This window comes from Thioprofundum lithotrophicum (assembly GCF_055387065.1).
Genome location: NZ_AP042379.1, coordinates 2,275,363 through 2,292,019, shown reverse-complemented (window position 1 = coordinate 2,292,019; position 16,657 = coordinate 2,275,363). Strand labels below are relative to the sequence as shown.

Here is a 16,657-nt window from a genome sequence, read left to right as displayed (position 1 = left end):
GTGAGGTCGAGCCAGCAGGCTGTTGAAAAACGCCGTTTTTCGACAGCCTGTGTGCGATGCATGGATGCATCGCCATTTTCAATGACGCCAAGTCATTGAAAATGTGAGGGAACGGGAAACCGCGTTTGTCGTTCCCGAGTTGAAAAAGCCCATGGATGGGCTTTTTCAACAGCCTGTTAGCTCGACCCATCGGTGCTGAAGCCCGATCTGCACAAAATCCTCCGCGCCCTCTGCGTCTCTGCGTCCTCTGCGTTATTTGCACCCCATCAGTCAGCAAGCACCTTGTCCGCCGCCGGCAGGGCCACGCCGGTGGCGATGTCGGCGCCCATGTCGGCCAGGACCGATTCCAGGGCCATCAGGCAGTAGCGCACGTTGCGGGCGTTGCAGGCGTGGCCCATGAGGCCGATGCGCCAGACCTTGCCGGCCAGGGCGCCGAGGCCGGCGCCGATCTCCAGGTTGAAGTCCCTGAGTAGGCGGCCGCGCACGGCGGCGTCGTCGATACCCTCGGGGATGGTCACGGCGTTGAGCTGGGGCAGCCGATCCCCCTCCTTCACCACGAAGGACAGGCCCATGGCCTCGAGGCCGGCACGCAGGGCCTGGTGGTGCTTCTCGTGGCGGGCCCAGGCGTTCTCCAGGCCCTCTTCCTTCAGGATCACCAGCGCCTCGTGCAGGCCGTAGAGGTTGTTGATGGGCGCGGTGTGGTGATAGGCGCGCTTGGCGCCGGAACCCCAGTAGCCCATCACCAGGTTCAGATCCAGGAACCAGCTCTGCACCTTGCGCTTGCGGTTGCGGATCACTTCCGCTGCCCGCTCGGAGAAGCTCACCGGCGACAGGCCGGGCGGGGCCGAAAGGCACTTCTGGGTGCCGGAGTAGACCGCGTCGATGCCCCACTCGTCCACCTTCAGGGGCGAGCCGCCCAGGGAGGTGACCGTGTCCACCAGCGCCAGGCAGTCGTGTGCGTGGGCCAGTTCGACCAGGGTCCTGGCATCGGACTGGGCGCCGGTGGAGGTTTCCGCATGCACGAAGGCCACCAGCTTCGCATCGGGATTGGCCTTGAGGGCATCCTCCAGCTTCTGGGGATCGACCACCTTGCCCCATTCGTCTTCCACCATCACCGGGGTGGCGCCGCAGCGCTCCACGTTCTCCTTCATGCGCCCGCCGAACACGCCGTTCTGGCAGACGATGACCTTGTCGCCCGGCTCCACCAGGTTGACGAAGCAGGTCTCCATGCCGGCCGAACCGGGCGCGGAAACCGGGAAGGTGAGTTCGTTGCGAGTCTGGAAGGCGTACTGGAGCAGGCCTTTCATCTCCTCCATCATCTCCACGAAGACCGGATCGAGATGACCGATGGTGGGCCGGGCCAGGGCCTCGAGAACCCGGGGGCTGACGTCGGAGGGGCCGGGGCCCATCAGGGTGCGCTGGGGGGGATGAAAGCTGTGTTCTGCCATGACTGCCTCTGTGCAAGGGTTGTTGTGGATGTGCGTGCCCGGCCAATACCCGAGCAGGGCGGTCAATGATACAGGCTCCCTCGCGCCGATGGGAGTCCGCGCCCGGATTGCCTATACTGCGCTTCCGATTCACGCAGGAGTTTCCCCATGAATCACGCGGACATACCCTTGCTGCTGAGCCCGGAAGAACTCGAGGCGCACCGCGACAGCGGCTCCCTGCTGCTGGTGGATCTGTCCGAACCGGGCACCTACGTGCAGTATCACGTGCCGGGCGCGGTGTTCATGGACTACGCCTGGATCGTGCGCACCGAACGGCCACGCATGGGCCTGCTGCCGGTGCCGGAACGGCTGGAACACGTCTTCTCCGCCTACGGCCTGACACCCGACACCCACGTGGTGGCCTACGACGACGAGGGCGGCGGCAAGGCGGCCCGGCTGCTCTACACCCTGGAGGTGGCCGGCCACCGCCGCTGGTCGCTGCTGGACGGCGGCCTGCGCGCCTGGGCCAATGCCGGCCACCCCATCGACACGCAAATCCACTGGCCCACGCCCGGCCGCTACGTGCCGCAGATGAATTTCGAACCGGTGGCCACCCGTCAGTACATTCTCGATCACCTCTCGGACCGGGACGTGGTGTTGCTGGACGTGCGCAGCCGCGGCGAATACATCGGCGAGAAACTGTATGCGAAACGCGGGGGGCATATCCCCGGCGCCGTACACATGGAATGGACCGAGGCCATGGATCGGGAACGGGATCTGCGTCTGAAGCCCGAACCAGACCTGCACGAAATGCTCGCCGAACGTGGCGTGACGCCCGACAAGACCGTGGTGGTCTACTGCCAGACCCATCACCGCTCGGCGCACACCTGGTTCGTGCTGAAATACCTGGGATTCGAGACGGTGAAGGGTTACCCGGGCTCCTGGTCCGACTGGGGGAACGAGCCGAACACGCCGATCGAAAAATGACGGCGGCAGGGAATGTCACTTCTTTTCAGGCGGAAGTGTAATGAACACGGAGGTCACGGAGACACGGAGGACACGGGGGTTTCTATTTCATCGGGGCAAGTTCCGTAGGGCGGCTCAAGCGCAGCGGAGCCGCCACGGCAGGATGACGCGAGTTTCGCCGGCTCCGCTGCGCTTGAGCCGGCCTACGGATTGTCCAACATCAAGAACACCCCCCGTGTCCTCCGTGTCTCCGTGACCTCCGTGTTACTTCCATCCCCCCGTCTCATGAATCCGCGCCCTGCCATGCCTCCAGCCGCCGGCGCATGCGATCCACGTGGCTGCCTTCCCAGTACACCTTGCGGCACACGGGGCAGTACCAGGCGTCGTCGGCGTGGGCGCGGGCCCCTGCGGGGATGCGGGCGCGGGCGGCTTCGTCGGCGGGCACGAGTTCGGTGTTGCAGACCAGACAGCGCTGGAAGGGACGGTGCAGCCAGTCGATGTCGAGCCGCTCGCCCAGCTCACGGATGCAGTCGTCGAGGTTTTCACATTCGAGCAGGATCACCCGCCCCGGCGCGCGGCGGTGGCGGGCCAGTTCCCGATCCCGGGTGATGAGCAGGCGATCCTCGGCAATGGCCTGACGCAGCAGGGCGTAGTCGTCACGCCCGTCGCGGGCGATCACGGTGTCGTAGCCGGCGGCGCGCAGCCAGCTTCCCAGCCGCTGCAGCATCTCGTCGACCAGGAACTTCACTCTTCGTCGGTCTGGCGGATCACCCCGGTGACGATCCCGAGGATCTGCACTTCCTCGTTGCGCAGCCAGATGGGTTCCATGTCGGGATTGGCCGGCTGCAGGCGGATGCCGTCGCGCTCCACGTAGAACTTCTTGAGGGTGACCGTCTCGCCGTTGATCATGGCGATCACCGACTGGCCGTTGGCCGCGGTCTCGGTCTTCTCGATGACGATGATGTCGCCATCCTGGATGTTGTCGTCGATCATGGAATGGCCGCGCACCCGCAGGGCGTAGGTGTTGCGGCGCACCATGCTGGCCGGCACCGACACCCGCTCGTCGTCGCGGGTGAGATCCACCGGTTCGCCGGCGGCCACCCAGCCCAGCAGGGGGATCTCCGCCAGTGGCTCGGCCACCAGTTCCAGGGCTTCCAGATCCGGAGTCCAGACGGGGCGTTGGCGCTTGGGAATCAGATAGCTGACGTTGGACATTGAGAATTTTCCTCAGGTTTTGCCTGCAACCATAGTCCGGCACGGGATTTTTTTCAAATCCGCTCATCCCGGGCATGGTCAGCCACCCGGCGATTGGCGATAATGCGCGGATGACGGATGTCCGCCGCCCCCCGCTCTTCCTCCTGCTGCCTGGCCTGCTGCTGATCGGATTCGGTATCGGTTATCTCGCAAGCAGCAGAGACGATGCCCCGCCCCGAGCGCCGGCCACGCCCCTCGAGGGGGTCAATCTGGTGCGGCTGGAGACGCCGCGGCCCGTCTCCGGTTTCCGTCTCGAGCGCCACGACGGCCAGCCCTTCACCCCCGCCAGCTTCCGGGGCCACTGGAACGTGCTGTTCTTCGGCTATACCCACTGCCCCGACGTCTGCCCCCTGGCCCTGCAGACCCTGCGCCTGGCCTGGCGGCAACTGGCGGTGAACCCGCAGGATCCCGCCCGCCCCCGGGCCTGGTTCGTGTCGGTCGACCCGGATCGGGACAGCCCGGCACTGCTCGAGCAGTACGTGACCTATTTCCATGCGGACTTCACCGGCGTGACCGGCCCGGCCGACGAGATCGACAAGCTCACCCGTCAGCTCGGCATCGTCTACGGCTTCGAGGACAGGGAGGGCGACGGCTACACCGTCAATCACAGCGCCCAGCTGGTGTTCATCGACCCGCAGGGACGCATGGCCGCCGTGCTCAATCCGCCCTACGACGCCGACGCGGTGATCCGTTCGCTGCGCCATCTTGAAACCCTGCCCTGAACCGGAGTTCGCCCATGACGTTCCCCCTTTCCCGGCTTTGGCTGCTGCCGTTTCTGTTCCTTTCCTCCATGGCCCTGGCCGCCACCCTCACGGTGAAGCACGCCCGGGTGCCCGAAGGGCCGCCGGTGGCACCCGTGCTGGCCGGTTACCTGATCATCGAAAATCCCGGTGCGCGCAACGTGCGCGTCACCGGCGCCAGCAGCCCCCTCTTCGCCGCCGTGGAGATCCACGAAATGCGCATGAAAGACGGCATGATGGAAATGCAGCGGCTGCCGTCGCTGACCATCCCGGCCGGCGGCAAGGTGGAACTGGCGCCGGGCGGCCTGCACCTCATGCTCATCGAGCCGAGCCGCCCCCTGCGGGCCGGTGACCATGTCCCCGTCACCCTCGATCTGGACGACGGCAGCCGCCTGGAACTGACCCTGCCGGTGGTGTCCCGGGACGACGCCCCCCACCCGCATCCGCACTGATGTCGTCCCCCGTGAAGCCTGCAGCCCCCGCCCTGCGCGAGCGCCTGTTCGTGGCGCTGCAGTACGTGCTGCCCCAGCACCTGATCTCGCGCCTCGTGCACCGCCTCGCCCGGATGCGGATCGGCTGGCTGAAGACCCCCTTCACCCGCTGGTTCATCCGCCACTTCGGCGTGCGTCTCGAGGAAGCCGCCGAACCCGACTACCGCGCCTATCCCGATTTCAACAGCTTCTTCACCCGGGCCCTGAAACCGGAAGCCCGACCGGTGGATCCGGCCCCCGAGGCGGTGGTCTCGCCGGTGGACGGCCAGGTCAGCCAGGCCGGGCGCATCGCAGGCGATGCGGTGTTCCAGGCCAAGGGCCACCGCTTTTCGGTGCACACCCTGCTCGGCGAGACCCGCCGCTGGAGCGACGTGTTCCGCGGCGGCGTGTTCACCACCCTGTATCTCTCGCCCCGCGACTATCACCGCATCCACATGCCGCTGACCGGCACCCTGCAGGAAACCATCCACGTGCCGGGCCGCCTGTTCAGCGTCAACGAGGCCACCACCCGCCAGGTGCCGGGCCTGTTCGCCCGCAACGAACGGGTGGTCTGCGTCTTCGACACCGCCGCCGGGCCCATGGCCATGGTGCTGGTGGGCGCCCTCAACGTGGGCAGCATCGAAACCGTCTGGCAGGGCGAGATCACGCCCCCCACCGGCCGCACCATCCGCCACTGGGATCAGATCCACCTGAACCTCACCCTGGAAAAGGGCCAGGAGATGGGCCGCTTCAACATGGGCTCCACCGTCATCCTGCTGTTCGCCGACGAACGGGTGCAATGGGAGGCCGATCTGCAGCCCGGCCGCTGCGTGAAAATGGGCGAACGGATCGGGACGGTGGCTTCGATGAGGGATGGTGGCAGGGGACACGGAGGACGTGGAGGTACGGCCACCCCGTAGGAGCGGCGCCTCGCCGCGACAATGCGGTCGCTGGTCGCTGGGGACAAGTCGCGGGGAAAAGCCTTTTGGTTTTACCAGCAACCAGTTACCCGCCACCCGCTACCGCCGAATCGCGGCTCGCGCCGCTCCTCAGCCGGATTCGGCGGCGAATCAAGACCACCCTGGAGACGCACACAACACCGTCTCCCCTTCCCCACTGTCCAAAAAAAACACTCAGGCCCGCTCCCAGTCGAAGGCCAGCACCTGGCGGATGTCGTCGACGCCGGCGGCGAGCATCAGCAGGCGGTCGACGCCGAGGGCCACGCCGGCGCAGGGGGGCAGGCCGTGTTCGAGAGCGGCCAGCAGGTATTCGTCCAGGGGCAGGGGCGGCTTGCCGGCTGCCTGCCGGCGCCGGTTCTCGGCCTCGAAGCGGCGGCGCTGTTCGCCGGCGTCGGTCAGCTCGTGATAGCCGTTGGCCAGTTCCATCCCCTGCCAGAACAGTTCGAAGCGTTCGGCCAGCGGCGGCGTGCCGGGGCGGATCCGGGCCAGCGCCGCCTGGCTCGCCGGCCAGTCGTGGAGGAAGACGGGTGTCTCCCGCGGCAGATGCGGTTCGACGAGATGGGTCAGCAGCAGATCCCGCCAGGCATCGACGTCCTCGCCCAGACCGGAGACGGCGATGCCGGCCTCCATGGCCCGCGTCCGCAGGCCGGCGGCATCCGTGTTGAAGGGATCGATGCCGGCGAACTCGCGAAAGGCTTCGCGGTAGGTGAGGCGCCGGGCGGGGGGCGCGTCGAGCAGTTCGCCGAGCAGGGCTGCCACTTCGTCCATGAGGCGGTGCTGATCCCAGCCTACCCGGTACCATTCGAGCAGCGTGAACTCGGGGTTGTGCCGCCGGCCGGCTTCGCCGGCGCGAAACACCCGGGCGATCTGGTAGCAGTCGCCGATCCCCGCCGCCAGCAGGCGTTTCATGGCAAATTCCGGCGAGGTGTGCAGCCAGCGGGAAACGCCGGCGAGGCGGAAACTTTCGATGTGGGGATCGGGATTGGCGGCGCGGGAGAGGCAGGGCGTTTCCACCTCGAGCACGCCCCGCGCCTGGAAGAAGGCCCGGATCCGTTCCAGGAGCCGGGCCCGAAGCCGGAGGACGGCCAGGCTGGCCGCGGGCCGCCAGTCGCTCACGTCACTCCTTGACGCGGCCAACGTATTCGCCGGTGCGGGTGTCCACCTTGATCCGGTCGCCTTCGTTGATGAACAGCGGCACGCGCACCACCGCCCCGGTATCGGTGGTGGCCGGCTTGCCGCCCCCGCCCGAGGTGTCGCCGCGCACGCCCGGATCGGTCTCGACCACGGTCAGCACCACGTGGTTGGGCGGCGTGACGCTGATGGGCACGCCGTTCCACAGGGTAACGGTGCAGATGTCCTGCTCCTTGAGCCACTTGGCCGCCTCGCCCACGGCGGTCGCATCGGCCGCCACCTGCTCGAAGGTTTCGGGGTGCATGAAGTGCCACTGCTCGCCATCGTTGTACAGATACTGCATTTCCGTATCGATGACATCGGCCGCTTCCACCGTCTCGCCCGACTTGAAGGTCTTCTCCAGGACCCGGCCGGTCTTGAGATTGCGGATCTTCACCCGGTTGAAGGCCTGGCCCTTGCCGGGCTTGACGAACTCGTTTTCGATGATGGCGCAGGGATCGCCGTCGAGCATGATCTTCAGGCCGCTGCGAAATTCGTTGGTACTGTAGGTTGCCATGGGTATCCTCTACTCTCTGAATCGTCTCGATGTCCCGAATCCGGAAAGGCAAACAAATATGATAACCCAGCCCCTTCCATCCTGTCAGACCAACGCCTGGCAGAAGGCCCTGCAACAGGCCATCCGCGATCCGGCCGAACTGCTGCGCCGGCTGGCCCTGCCCGACGATCTGCTGCCGGCGGCGCGGGCGGCGGCCGCGCGTTTTCCGCTGCGGGTGCCGCGGAGTTTCGTGGCGCGCATGCGGCCCGGCGATCCGCACGATCCCCTGCTCCGGCAGGTGCTGCCCCTGGCCGGGGAACTCGAATCCCGCCCCGGTTTCGAGGCCGATCCGGTGGGCGATCACGCCGCGCGCCGGGCGCCTGCCCTGCTGCACAAGTATCCGGGACGGGCCCTGCTGATCGCCGCCGGGGCCTGCGCCGGCCACTGCCGCTATTGCTTTCGGCGCCACTTTCCCTATCAGGACAACCACGATCTGGCCGCGGCCCTGGCGCAAATCGAAGCCGATGCCACGCTGCACGAGATCATCCTGAGCGGGGGCGATCCCCTGAGCCTGTCCGATGCCCGCCTGGGCGCGCTGCTCGACCGGCTCGAGGCCGTTCCCCACCTGCGCCGCCTGCGCCTGCACACCCGCTATCCGATCTTCCTGCCCGAGCGGATCACCGCTGCCCTCTGTCAGCGGCTGGCGGCCTGCCGGCTGCCCGTGGCGGTGGTGATCCACTGCAATCATGCCCAGGAAATCGATGCCGAGGTGCGCGACGCCCTGGCGCGCCTGCGCGCGAGCGGCGCCGTTCTGCTCAACCAGGCGGTACTGCTGCGGGGCGTGAACGACAGCCTGGAGAGCCTGGCCGGACTGGGCGAAGCCCTGTTCGCCGCGGGTGTCATCCCCTACTACCTGCATCAGCTCGACCGGGTGGCCGGCGCCGGCCACTTCGAGGTGCCGGACGCGGAGGCCCTGGCCCTGCATCGGGCCCTGCGCGAGACCCAGCCGGGCTACCTCGTGCCGCGCCTGGTTCGCGAACAGGCCGGGATGGCCTCCAAGACCCCCCTGCTCCCGCCCTCCGACCTATAACTTATTGATTATGTTTTGCCATTTTTCACGTTTTCCTCATGCTTTTGTATGTGAAAGTCAAGCAAACGTGTCATAATTTGAGCATGTCGGCTTCCCGTGCCGCCGGGATCCGAATCTCAAGGATGATCCCCCCAGCATCCGAAACGAAGGAGCATGACGTTTTCTGCAGGAGACACGTGGTGGGCAAATCGCTGGGTCTGGACATCCCTGAACGAAAAAAGCCGGGCAAGCACGCTTTCAGCATCCGGGCCCGCAACGTGGAAGCGTGGCTGGACAACCTGCCCAAGGCCAACCTGGGCGAAACCGCCCGCCAGGTCTATCTGGCCCTCACCGAAACCAACCGTCTGCAACTGCCCCATCAGGATCGCGCCCGCTTCCTCGAGAGCCTGCGCGAGACGGTGCAATACGTCACCGAGTCCATGCGCAAGCATTTTCTCGGCGTCACCTATCCCCTGCCGGAAAAGAACCAGAAGATCGCCGCCGCCACCCGCGGGATCTACGCGGCCATGGCCACCGGCTACAAGATCGCCATCGAAGACATGGCGAGCCGTCCGGGGCTGTTCTTCGACAAGAAGCACATGGCCCTGCTGCTGCAGCGGGCCATCAGTTACAGCGGCCACACCCTGCTCACCGCCTACCAGGTCTATGCGCCCTATCCCGCCGGCATCTGGGGCGAACTGCACAAGATGTACGCCTACGCGGAGAGCCACCGCCTGCACCGCCACGCCGTGAGCGACTTCACCCACCTGTTCGTGGAAAAGTCGAGCGTGGCCGACGAATACCTGCGCAACCTGCTGACCTGGCTGGCCACCCCCTATCGCCTGCGCCAGGGCGAAGTGATCAAGATCTACAATACCCTGGAACGCTGGGTCCGCCATTGCCGGCTGCATCTGCCGGAGTCGCCCGACGAACCCGGGCGGGACGGCCAGTTCGTGGTTCTGCTGAGCCACGATCAGCCACCCACCGCCTTTCTGAAATCCCGCCTGCGCTGCGGCAGGGACTGCCGGATGCTCGACACCACCCGCCTCATCGCGCGTATCCGCCAGGACATCCAGGAGAGCGAGGACGTCATCTCCACCACGCTCACCGGCATCGACATGGGCCGCCCCGACCTCTCCCATGACCTGCTGCGGCGCCTGCTGGTGGCCTGGGGCGAGGAGAGACAGCGGGCCTTCCCCCGCAGCGAACGCCGGGAGGCCGTGCAGGTGGCGGTGGGGCTGACCACCATCCACGAGCACCTGCGCCACCAGCACCAGAGCCACCTGGAGGACGAGGCGTTCGATCGTCCGGCCGAATACCGGGCCGAAACGGTCGAAGCCGTGAGCGACGAGAAACCGGACGTCTGGGAAATGGTCTATCCCCGAGGCACCGATGTGCGCCTGACCCGGATTGTGCACGAGGAACTGTCGCTGGCCGACCCGCTCGCAGAACAGACGGCCACGGCCCGCAAACCGGGCCCTGACGGCGCCCAACCCCCCAAGCTGCCGCCGCTGACCCAGTGGCGCATCACCAACGAAAGCGCCAACGGATTCTGCCTGGAATACGACAAGGGCGACAGCACTCGCTCCCAGGTGGGCGAACTGGTGGGGATCCGCCGCCGGCTCAGCGCCCATGCCTGGAAATGGAGCATCGGCGTGATCCGCTGGATGAAATTCAATCCCCAGCGGGTCCTGCAACTGGGCATCGAGCTGCTCAATCCCGACGCGGCCGCCATCGGCATGCGCAGCCTGGCCGCCGCCGGCGGCGAGAATCCCGCCTACCAGCGCACCCTCCTGCTGCCCGAAAACCCGGCCATCGGCCAGCCGGCCAGCCTGATCACCGGCCCCGTTCCCTGGCGGGAAGGCAACAAGCTGGTGCTCAACATCCTGGGGCGGGAAGTGAAGGTCGCCCTGACCCGGCAACTGCAGAACACCGGCCTGTTCGCCCAGTTCGAATTCGCCTACCTGGACAGCGCCCGGGCCACACCGGCGGAAAACCGCACGGATACCGCCGAAGAGAGCGAATTCGGCCAGATCTGGTCCGCCATCTGAGCGGGAAGGCCCGTTTCCTGCCGTTTCTGACGCCGGTGGACTGCCCCTTGCCTTTGTCATGCAATCCCGACATCATTAGGTAAGGCAAGAGTGCCAACGCCCCCCACAAGGAAACCGAGTGAGCGAAAAAGATCTGCTGCGCGTCCTGACCCTCTTCGAGGCGTCGGAAGAAGCCGAACGCATGGTGAACGTCCTGCGCAATGCAGGCCAGATCGTCCGTGATCTGCGGGCCGAGGACGCCGAGGACATGGAAACCATCCTCCAGGAAAACCCCGTCGACATCATCCTCGCCAAGCAGCGCCTGACCTATTTCTCCGCCCGCGAAGCCCTCGAAATCCTGCAACGGCTCGGCCGCGACATCCCCCTGGTGGTGATCTGCGAGCCCCAGACCCCGGATGCCGGGATCGAGGAAATGGAGGCCGGCGCCGCCGACGCCGTGTGCGCCGATCAGGAATCCCGGCTGCTGCTGGTGGTCCGGCGCGAGGTGGCGAGCCTGCGCCACCGCAAGGGCCTGCGCCGCTGCGAGCAGATGCTGCACGAGTCGGAAAAGCGCGCCCGCAACCTGATCGACGAATCCCGCGACGCCATCGCCTATGTGCACGACGGCATGCACATCTACGCCAACCAGGCCTATCTGGACATGTTCGGGGTGGCAAGCCTCGAAGACGTGGAAGGCATGCCCATCCTCGACATGGTCAGCCAGGAGGATCACGCCACCCTCAAGCAGTTCCTGCGCAACTACAGCAAGGGCATCGGCACCGACGACACCCTGGAAATCACCGCCCGCCACACCAGCGGCGACACCTTCGACATCACCATGGAATTCACCCCCGCCAGCATGGAGGGCGAATCCTGCACCCAGATCATCATCCGCGACCGCACCGACAGCAAGGAACTGGAACAACAGCTCAACATCCTCAGCAAGCAGGATCTGCTCACCGGCCTGTACAACCGCACCTACTTCCTCGATCAGATGGACAAGCTGATCAGCCAGGCCGTGGCCGGTGAAACCCAGGGCGCCCTGCTCTACATCGACGTGGACAACTTCGAGGCGATCCGCAACACCATCGGTTTCGCCGATGCCGATCACTTCCTCAACGACGTGGCCCAGTTGCTCAAGCAGCGCTTCGGTGATCTGGGCCTTCTGGCCCGCTTCGAAGGCGCCAACTTCACCCTGCTGCTGGACGCCAGCGATCTGGCCCGCGCCGAAGACGTGGCCCGGCAGGTTCTCGACGCCATCGTCGAACACCGCTCCACCATCAATGGGCGGGTGATCACGGCCACCGCCAGCATCGGCGTGACCCACATCAACGAGACCATCAGCAACCTTCAGGACTGCCTGATCCGCGCCGAGAAGGGCTGCGAAATCGCCCAGAAGGAAGGCGGCAACCGCTACAACGTCTACAACCCCAAACTCGAGGAACTGGAGGAGAAGCAGCAGGTCAGCGCCTGGTCACACCGCATCAAGGAAGCCCTGCGCAACAACGAGTTCAAGCTGCTGTTCCAGCCCATCGTCAGCCTGCACGGTGTGCCCGGCGCCCATTACGAAGTGCTGGTGCGCATGCTGGACGAAAACGCCGAGGAAATTCCGCCCAGCGAATTCATCCCGCCGGCGGATCAGGCGGATCTGACCAAGTTCATCGACCGCTGGGTGATCGCCAACGTGTTCCGCCTCCTGCAGCAGAAGCGGGCCGAGGGCCAGGAAACCCGCTTCTTCGTCAAGATCTCCGAAGGCACCCTGCTCGATGCCGAATTCCTGCCCTGGATCGCCGAGCGCCTGCGGGCCCTGCAGCTCGACACCCAGAGCCTGATCTTCGAGATCAACGAGGAAACCGCCCTCAATCATCTGGCCCAGGCCCGGGCCCTGGTGGACGGTTTCCATGAACTCCACTGCCGCACGGCCCTTGAGAACTTCGGCCTCGAGCCCAACACCTTCCAGTCCATCGAGAAACTGCCGGTGGACTTCGTCAAGATCCACGGCAAGCTCATCCACAACCTGGCCCAGAGCGTGGAGAACCAGGAAAAGGTCAAGCAGATCGCCCAGGAAGCCCACAACCGCAACATGCAGGTGATCGCCGCCTTCGTGGAAGACGCCAACAGCCTCGCCGTGCTCTGGCAGTGCAGCGTGGACTTCATCCAGGGCCACTTCCTGCAGATGCCGGCGGCAGAGCTGGACTACGAGTTCGAAAGCGCGTTCTGAAAGACAGTGGCGAGGGACGAGGGGCGAGGGGCGACGACTGCAGGGATGCAGGAGGTAGAGCGACGCAGGAAGCCAAAGCCGAGGAAAGGCGGTGTTGCGATGACGGTGTATTAGTTCAGACCCGATCTGACACCTCACAGTTGAAAAAGTGAGGGTTACCGGTTTTGATGGGGGTGCGAACCCAACCCAATCAAAACACGACGGAGGTAACCCTCATGTTGCATAGTAGCGAACGAATCATCAAACACAAACTCGGCTTGCTGAATCTGGCCGAGGAATTGGGAAACGTCTCTCGAGCCTGCAAGATCATGGGGCTGTCCCGAGATACCTTCTACCGGTATCAGAAAGCGGTCGAGGAAGGCGGAATCGATGCCCTGCTGGAGCCGGACCGTCGGCGCCCGAACCCCAAGAACCGGGTGGCGCCGGAGGTCGAAGAGGCGGTGGTGGCGTATGCCATTGATTTTCCGGCCCATGGCCAGGTCCGAGTCAGCAACGAACTGCGCAAACGGGGGATCTTCGTCTCCCCCACCGGCGTGCGCAGCATCTGGCTGCGCCACGAGCTGGCCAACTTCCGGAGCCGCCTGAAGGCCCTGGAGGCGAAGATGGCCGCCGAAGAAGGGCTGATTCTGACGGAAGCCCAGGTCCAGGCGTTGGAGAAGAAGAAACTCGACGAGGAGAACCACGGCGAGATCGAAACTGCCCATCCCGGCTACCTGGGCTCACAGGATACCTTCTACGTGGGCACCCTCAAGGGGGTAGGCCGTATCTACCAGCAGACCTACGTGGACACCTACGCCAAGGTGGCCCACTGCAAGCTGTACACAACCAAGACGCCGATTACGGCCGCCGACCTGCTGAATGACCGGGTACTGCCCTTCTACGAAGCCCAGGGCCTGCCTGTCCTGCGGGTCCTCACTGACCGGGGTACCGAATACTGCGGCAGGCCCGACACCCATGACTATGAGCTGTTCCTGGCGGTCAATGATATCGACCACACGAAAACCCGGGCCAAATCTCCGCAGACCAACGGGATCTGCGAGCGGTTCCACAAGACCATTCTCCAGGAGTTCTATCAGGTGACCTTCCGGAAGAAACTCTATGAGAATCTGGCATCGCTCCAGGCCGACCTGGATGAATGGCTGGAGTACTACAATACGGAACGAACCCACCAGGGCAAGATGTGTTGTGGGCGTACCCCCATGGCAACGCTGGAGGACGGCAAGAAAATCTGGCAGGAGAAGTTCGTAGGCTGAGCTTGACCTGACAGTCGCCCCCGGAAAAACCGGTAACTGTCAGATCAAGTCTGAACTACTACAGATGACGGGGACTGCATACTCCTGTCTATCTCGCCATTGCCTTTGGTAACCCCCCGAAAACAGGTTCATCTTGGGATAACGAATTCTTGACCGTCCCCATCGTCATTCGAAGCCCCGCACAAACGCTTTTCCTCGTCCCTCGTCCCTCGCCACTCGTCCCTGCACAGTTCGCGGCTCGCGCCGCTCCTACAGGATGGGAGCTTCAAATTTCGGTTAAGACAATTATGAGACGATTAATAGATCCCCTTCTCGTCCAGCACGTGCGAGACCAGCCCGTCGGCCAGCTTGGGTTCGAACCAGGTGGATTTGGGCGGCATGACCTTTTCCGCATCGGCCACGGCCATCAGATCGGACATGGCGGTGGGATACAGGGAAAAGGCGGCGGCCATCTCACCGGTGTCGACGCGCTTTTCCAGCGCCCCCAGTCCCCGGATCCCGCCGACGAAATCGATACGGGCATCCCGGCGGGGATCGGTGATGCCAAGGATCGGCCCGATGAGCCGATCCTGCAGCAGGCTCACGTCCAGCCGGGCCACCGGATCGTCCGCCGGCACCTGCCCGGGACGGATGCGCAGGCGGTACCAGCGGCCATCCAGATAGAGGCCGAACTCGCCCGGCTGCTGCGGCTTCACGGGAACGTCGGACGCTTCCACCGTGAAGGCCTCGCCGATGGCCTCGAGAAAGGCCGCGGGGGTCAATCCGTTGAGATCCCGCACCACCCGGTTGTAGTCGAGGATCTGCATCTGATCGTCGGGGAACAGCACGGCCAGGAAGTAGTCGGCCGCCCCGCCGCCCTTGCCGGCCGCGCGGCGCTGTTCCGCTACCCGCGCGGCGGCGGCGGAGCGATGATGTCCGTCGGCGATGTAGAGATGATCCATGGCATCGAAGCGGCGGGTGAGCGTGTCGATAATCTGCGGATCGTCGATGATCCAGAAGGTGTGGCGCACGCCATCGTCGGCGGTGAGATCGTAGAGCGGCGCGCCCGCCATGATCTGCCGGGCCAGCGCATCCACCGTGTCGTCGTGCCGGTAGGTGAGGAACACGGGCCCGGTCTGGGCGTTGAGGGCATCGATCTGCCGGACCCGATCCGTCTCCTTTTCGGGACGGGTAAATTCATGCTTGCGGATCCGGTTGCTTGCATAGTCGGCCACCGAGGCGGCCGCCACCAGCCCCACCTGCTGGTGATCGCCCATGATCAGGCGGTAGAGATAGTACACGGGCCGGTCTTCCCGGATCAGGATCCCCTCGTCGACGAGCCGCGCCAGGTTCTCCGCACCCCGGGCATAGACTTCCGGGGCATGGGGATCGGTCCCCTCGGGCAGGTCGATCTCCGGCCTGGAGATGTGCAGGAAGCTCCAGGGCCGGCCCCGGGCCCGGGCCCGGGCCTCCTCGCTATTCAGCACGTCATAGGGCGGGGCCACCACGTCGGCGGCATGCTCGGGCACCGGCCGCAGTCCGGCGAAGGGCAGGATCAGGGGCATGAAGATTCCTCGGCAATGAATGGACTGGCGCGATTGTACTGCCCTGCCATGCGCCCGTCATGCCACAGGTCCGGCCAGGCGCCGGATGCGTTCATCGAGGCCGGGATGGGTCCGCAGCAGGCGTTGCAGCGCCACCCAGGGAAAAGCGAAGCCAGCGGCGCTCAGCCAGCCGGGGCAGGACCAGGTCTGTTCCGACTCCAGGCGGCGCAGCGCCTCCAGGGCGCCGCGCATGGCCTGGATGCCGACCAGCCGGGCGGCGGTGCGATCCGCGTCGAATTCCCGCTGGCGACTGAACCAGCCGCTCAACAGGCTGGCCAGCCAGCCACAGCTCGCCTGGGCCAGGAACAGGGTGAGGTAATAGCCAAGGCCGGGACGGCGGCGGCGCAGCAGGCCCTGATCGACGAGCCGCCCGACCAGGCGCGCCGGCTGGACGGTCACCATGTTGACGGCAGCATTGAGCCAGGTCAGGGTGCGCAGATCGCCATTGAGGACATGGGCCAACTCATGGGCCAGGATGGCCGGCAACGCCTCGTCGTCGAGGGCCTCGAGCAAACCCCGTCCCACCACGATGCAGGCTGAACGGCGCCCGAAGCCCAGCGTGAAGGCATTGCACAGGGGCGCATCCACGATCCCGACCCGCGGCACCGGCTGGCCGGCCCGGCGGGCCAGTTCGCGCACCGTCATCAGCAGGCGCAGTTCCTGGGCATCGGCCGGCTGCTGGAGGATCCGCACGCCGAACCAGTGTCGGCTCAGGGGCAGGGCGGTCAGCCAGACCAGCGCCGTTCCGGCCACGCTCACCAGAATCACCACCTCGACCGCCTCCTGGGCCTCAAGCGTCAGCGCGCCGGGCAGCCCCAGGAACAGGCTCAGGCTCAGCCCCATGGCCAGCCAGACGGCGCCCAGCATGGTGAGCGCCTGAACGCCTTCACGCCAGGGCGAGAGCCGCAGGGACTCACTCGGCACGTTTTGCGGCAGGTTTTTTTTGAACGGGTTCACGAATTCACACTTGCACGGGAAAAAGGCCGGCCTCGGGCCCGATCATATCAACAATCCGGGTA

Annotated in this window: 15 protein-coding genes; 8 read left to right on the top strand and 7 right to left on the bottom strand. The window is 65.5% G+C overall.

From position 1 onward, the window contains the following. Positions 1 to 266: 266 nt before the first annotated feature. Complete coding sequence (locus ACZ5BH_RS10890; protein ID WP_464889290.1) at positions 267 to 1,448, bottom strand: pyridoxal-phosphate-dependent aminotransferase family protein; 1,182 nt, start codon at positions 1,446 to 1,448, stop codon at positions 267 to 269. Positions 1,449 to 1,595: 147 nt separating this feature from the next. On the opposite strand from ACZ5BH_RS10890, the gene ACZ5BH_RS10885 reads away from it, so the two are divergent. Beyond that, positions 1,596 to 2,414, top strand: coding sequence for a sulfurtransferase (locus ACZ5BH_RS10885; protein ID WP_464889289.1), 819 nt, complete (start codon positions 1,596 to 1,598; stop codon positions 2,412 to 2,414). A gap of 262 nt (positions 2,415 to 2,676) precedes the next feature. Here the strand turns inward: ACZ5BH_RS10885 and ACZ5BH_RS10880 are convergent, their stop codons facing one another. Together ACZ5BH_RS10880 and lexA are read right to left on the bottom strand one after the other, a co-directional pair. Continuing rightward, positions 2,677 to 3,141, bottom strand: a complete 465-nt coding sequence (locus ACZ5BH_RS10880; protein WP_464889288.1) for a DUF5615 family PIN-like protein — start codon at positions 3,139 to 3,141, stop codon at positions 2,677 to 2,679. After that, positions 3,138 to 3,608 carry a transcriptional repressor LexA gene (gene lexA / locus ACZ5BH_RS10875; protein WP_464889287.1) on the bottom strand — a complete coding sequence of 157 codons (471 nt, stop codon included), beginning with the start codon at positions 3,606 to 3,608 and terminating at the stop codon, positions 3,138 to 3,140. Before lexA ends, ACZ5BH_RS10880 begins: the two co-directional genes overlap by 4 nt. A gap of 110 nt (positions 3,609 to 3,718) precedes the next feature. Between lexA and ACZ5BH_RS10870 the strand changes: the two genes are divergently transcribed. From ACZ5BH_RS10870 to asd, 3 genes are read left to right on the top strand one after another with little or no spacing between them, the layout of a single operon-like run. After that, the gene (locus ACZ5BH_RS10870; protein ID WP_464889286.1) at positions 3,719 to 4,369 is read left to right on the top strand and encodes an SCO family protein; all 651 of its coding nucleotides are present in this window, start codon (positions 3,719 to 3,721) and stop codon (positions 4,367 to 4,369) included. 14 nt (positions 4,370 to 4,383) lie between these two features. After that, positions 4,384 to 4,839 carry a copper chaperone PCu(A)C gene (locus ACZ5BH_RS10865; RefSeq protein WP_464889285.1) on the top strand — a complete coding sequence of 152 codons (456 nt, stop codon included), beginning with the start codon at positions 4,384 to 4,386 and terminating at the stop codon, positions 4,837 to 4,839. Positions 4,840 to 4,850: 11 nt separating this feature from the next. Beyond that, positions 4,851 to 5,777 carry an archaetidylserine decarboxylase gene (asd, locus tag ACZ5BH_RS10860; protein ID WP_464889284.1) on the top strand — a complete coding sequence of 309 codons (927 nt, stop codon included), beginning with the start codon at positions 4,851 to 4,853 and terminating at the stop codon, positions 5,775 to 5,777. A 213-nt stretch (positions 5,778 to 5,990) separates the two neighbouring features. Here asd and epmA read toward each other — a convergent pair whose 3' ends face one another. Together epmA and efp are read right to left on the bottom strand one after the other, a co-directional pair. Then, positions 5,991 to 6,932 (bottom strand): EF-P lysine aminoacylase EpmA, encoded by a 942-nt coding sequence (epmA, locus tag ACZ5BH_RS10855; RefSeq protein WP_464889283.1) that lies wholly within the window; start codon positions 6,930 to 6,932, stop codon positions 5,991 to 5,993. A 1-nt stretch (position 6,933) separates the two neighbouring features. Beyond that, positions 6,934 to 7,503 carry an elongation factor P gene (efp, locus tag ACZ5BH_RS10850; RefSeq protein ID WP_464889282.1) on the bottom strand — a complete coding sequence of 190 codons (570 nt, stop codon included), beginning with the start codon at positions 7,501 to 7,503 and terminating at the stop codon, positions 6,934 to 6,936. A 58-nt stretch (positions 7,504 to 7,561) separates the two neighbouring features. Here efp and epmB point away from each other — a divergent pair, with 58 nt between their 5' ends. From epmB to ACZ5BH_RS10830, 4 genes are all read left to right on the top strand, one after another. Then, positions 7,562 to 8,572 carry an EF-P beta-lysylation protein EpmB gene (gene epmB / locus ACZ5BH_RS10845; protein ID WP_464889281.1) on the top strand — a complete coding sequence of 337 codons (1,011 nt, stop codon included), beginning with the start codon at positions 7,562 to 7,564 and terminating at the stop codon, positions 8,570 to 8,572. Positions 8,573 to 8,751: 179 nt separating this feature from the next. Continuing rightward, positions 8,752 to 10,602 (top strand): hypothetical protein, encoded by a 1,851-nt coding sequence (locus ACZ5BH_RS10840; protein WP_464889280.1) that lies wholly within the window; start codon positions 8,752 to 8,754, stop codon positions 10,600 to 10,602. A gap of 118 nt (positions 10,603 to 10,720) precedes the next feature. Then, positions 10,721 to 12,802, top strand: a complete 2,082-nt coding sequence (locus ACZ5BH_RS10835) for an EAL domain-containing protein (RefSeq protein WP_464889279.1) — start codon at positions 10,721 to 10,723, stop codon at positions 12,800 to 12,802. Positions 12,803 to 13,017: 215 nt separating this feature from the next. Then, entirely contained in the window at positions 13,018 to 14,055 is a 1,038-nt protein-coding gene (locus ACZ5BH_RS10830; RefSeq protein WP_464889278.1) for an IS481 family transposase, read from the top strand. Positions 14,056 to 14,351: 296 nt separating this feature from the next. Here ACZ5BH_RS10830 and ACZ5BH_RS10825 read toward each other — a convergent pair whose 3' ends face one another. Both ACZ5BH_RS10825 and ACZ5BH_RS10820 read right to left on the bottom strand, forming a co-directional pair. Then, the gene (locus ACZ5BH_RS10825) at positions 14,352 to 15,599 is read right to left on the bottom strand and encodes a DUF1015 domain-containing protein (RefSeq protein WP_464889277.1); all 1,248 of its coding nucleotides are present in this window, start codon (positions 15,597 to 15,599) and stop codon (positions 14,352 to 14,354) included. A 57-nt stretch (positions 15,600 to 15,656) separates the two neighbouring features. Further along, a complete protein-coding gene (locus ACZ5BH_RS10820; protein ID WP_464889276.1) occupies positions 15,657 to 16,562 on the bottom strand; it encodes a M48 family metalloprotease in 906 nt (301 codons plus the stop codon). Positions 16,563 to 16,657 lie beyond the last annotated feature (95 nt).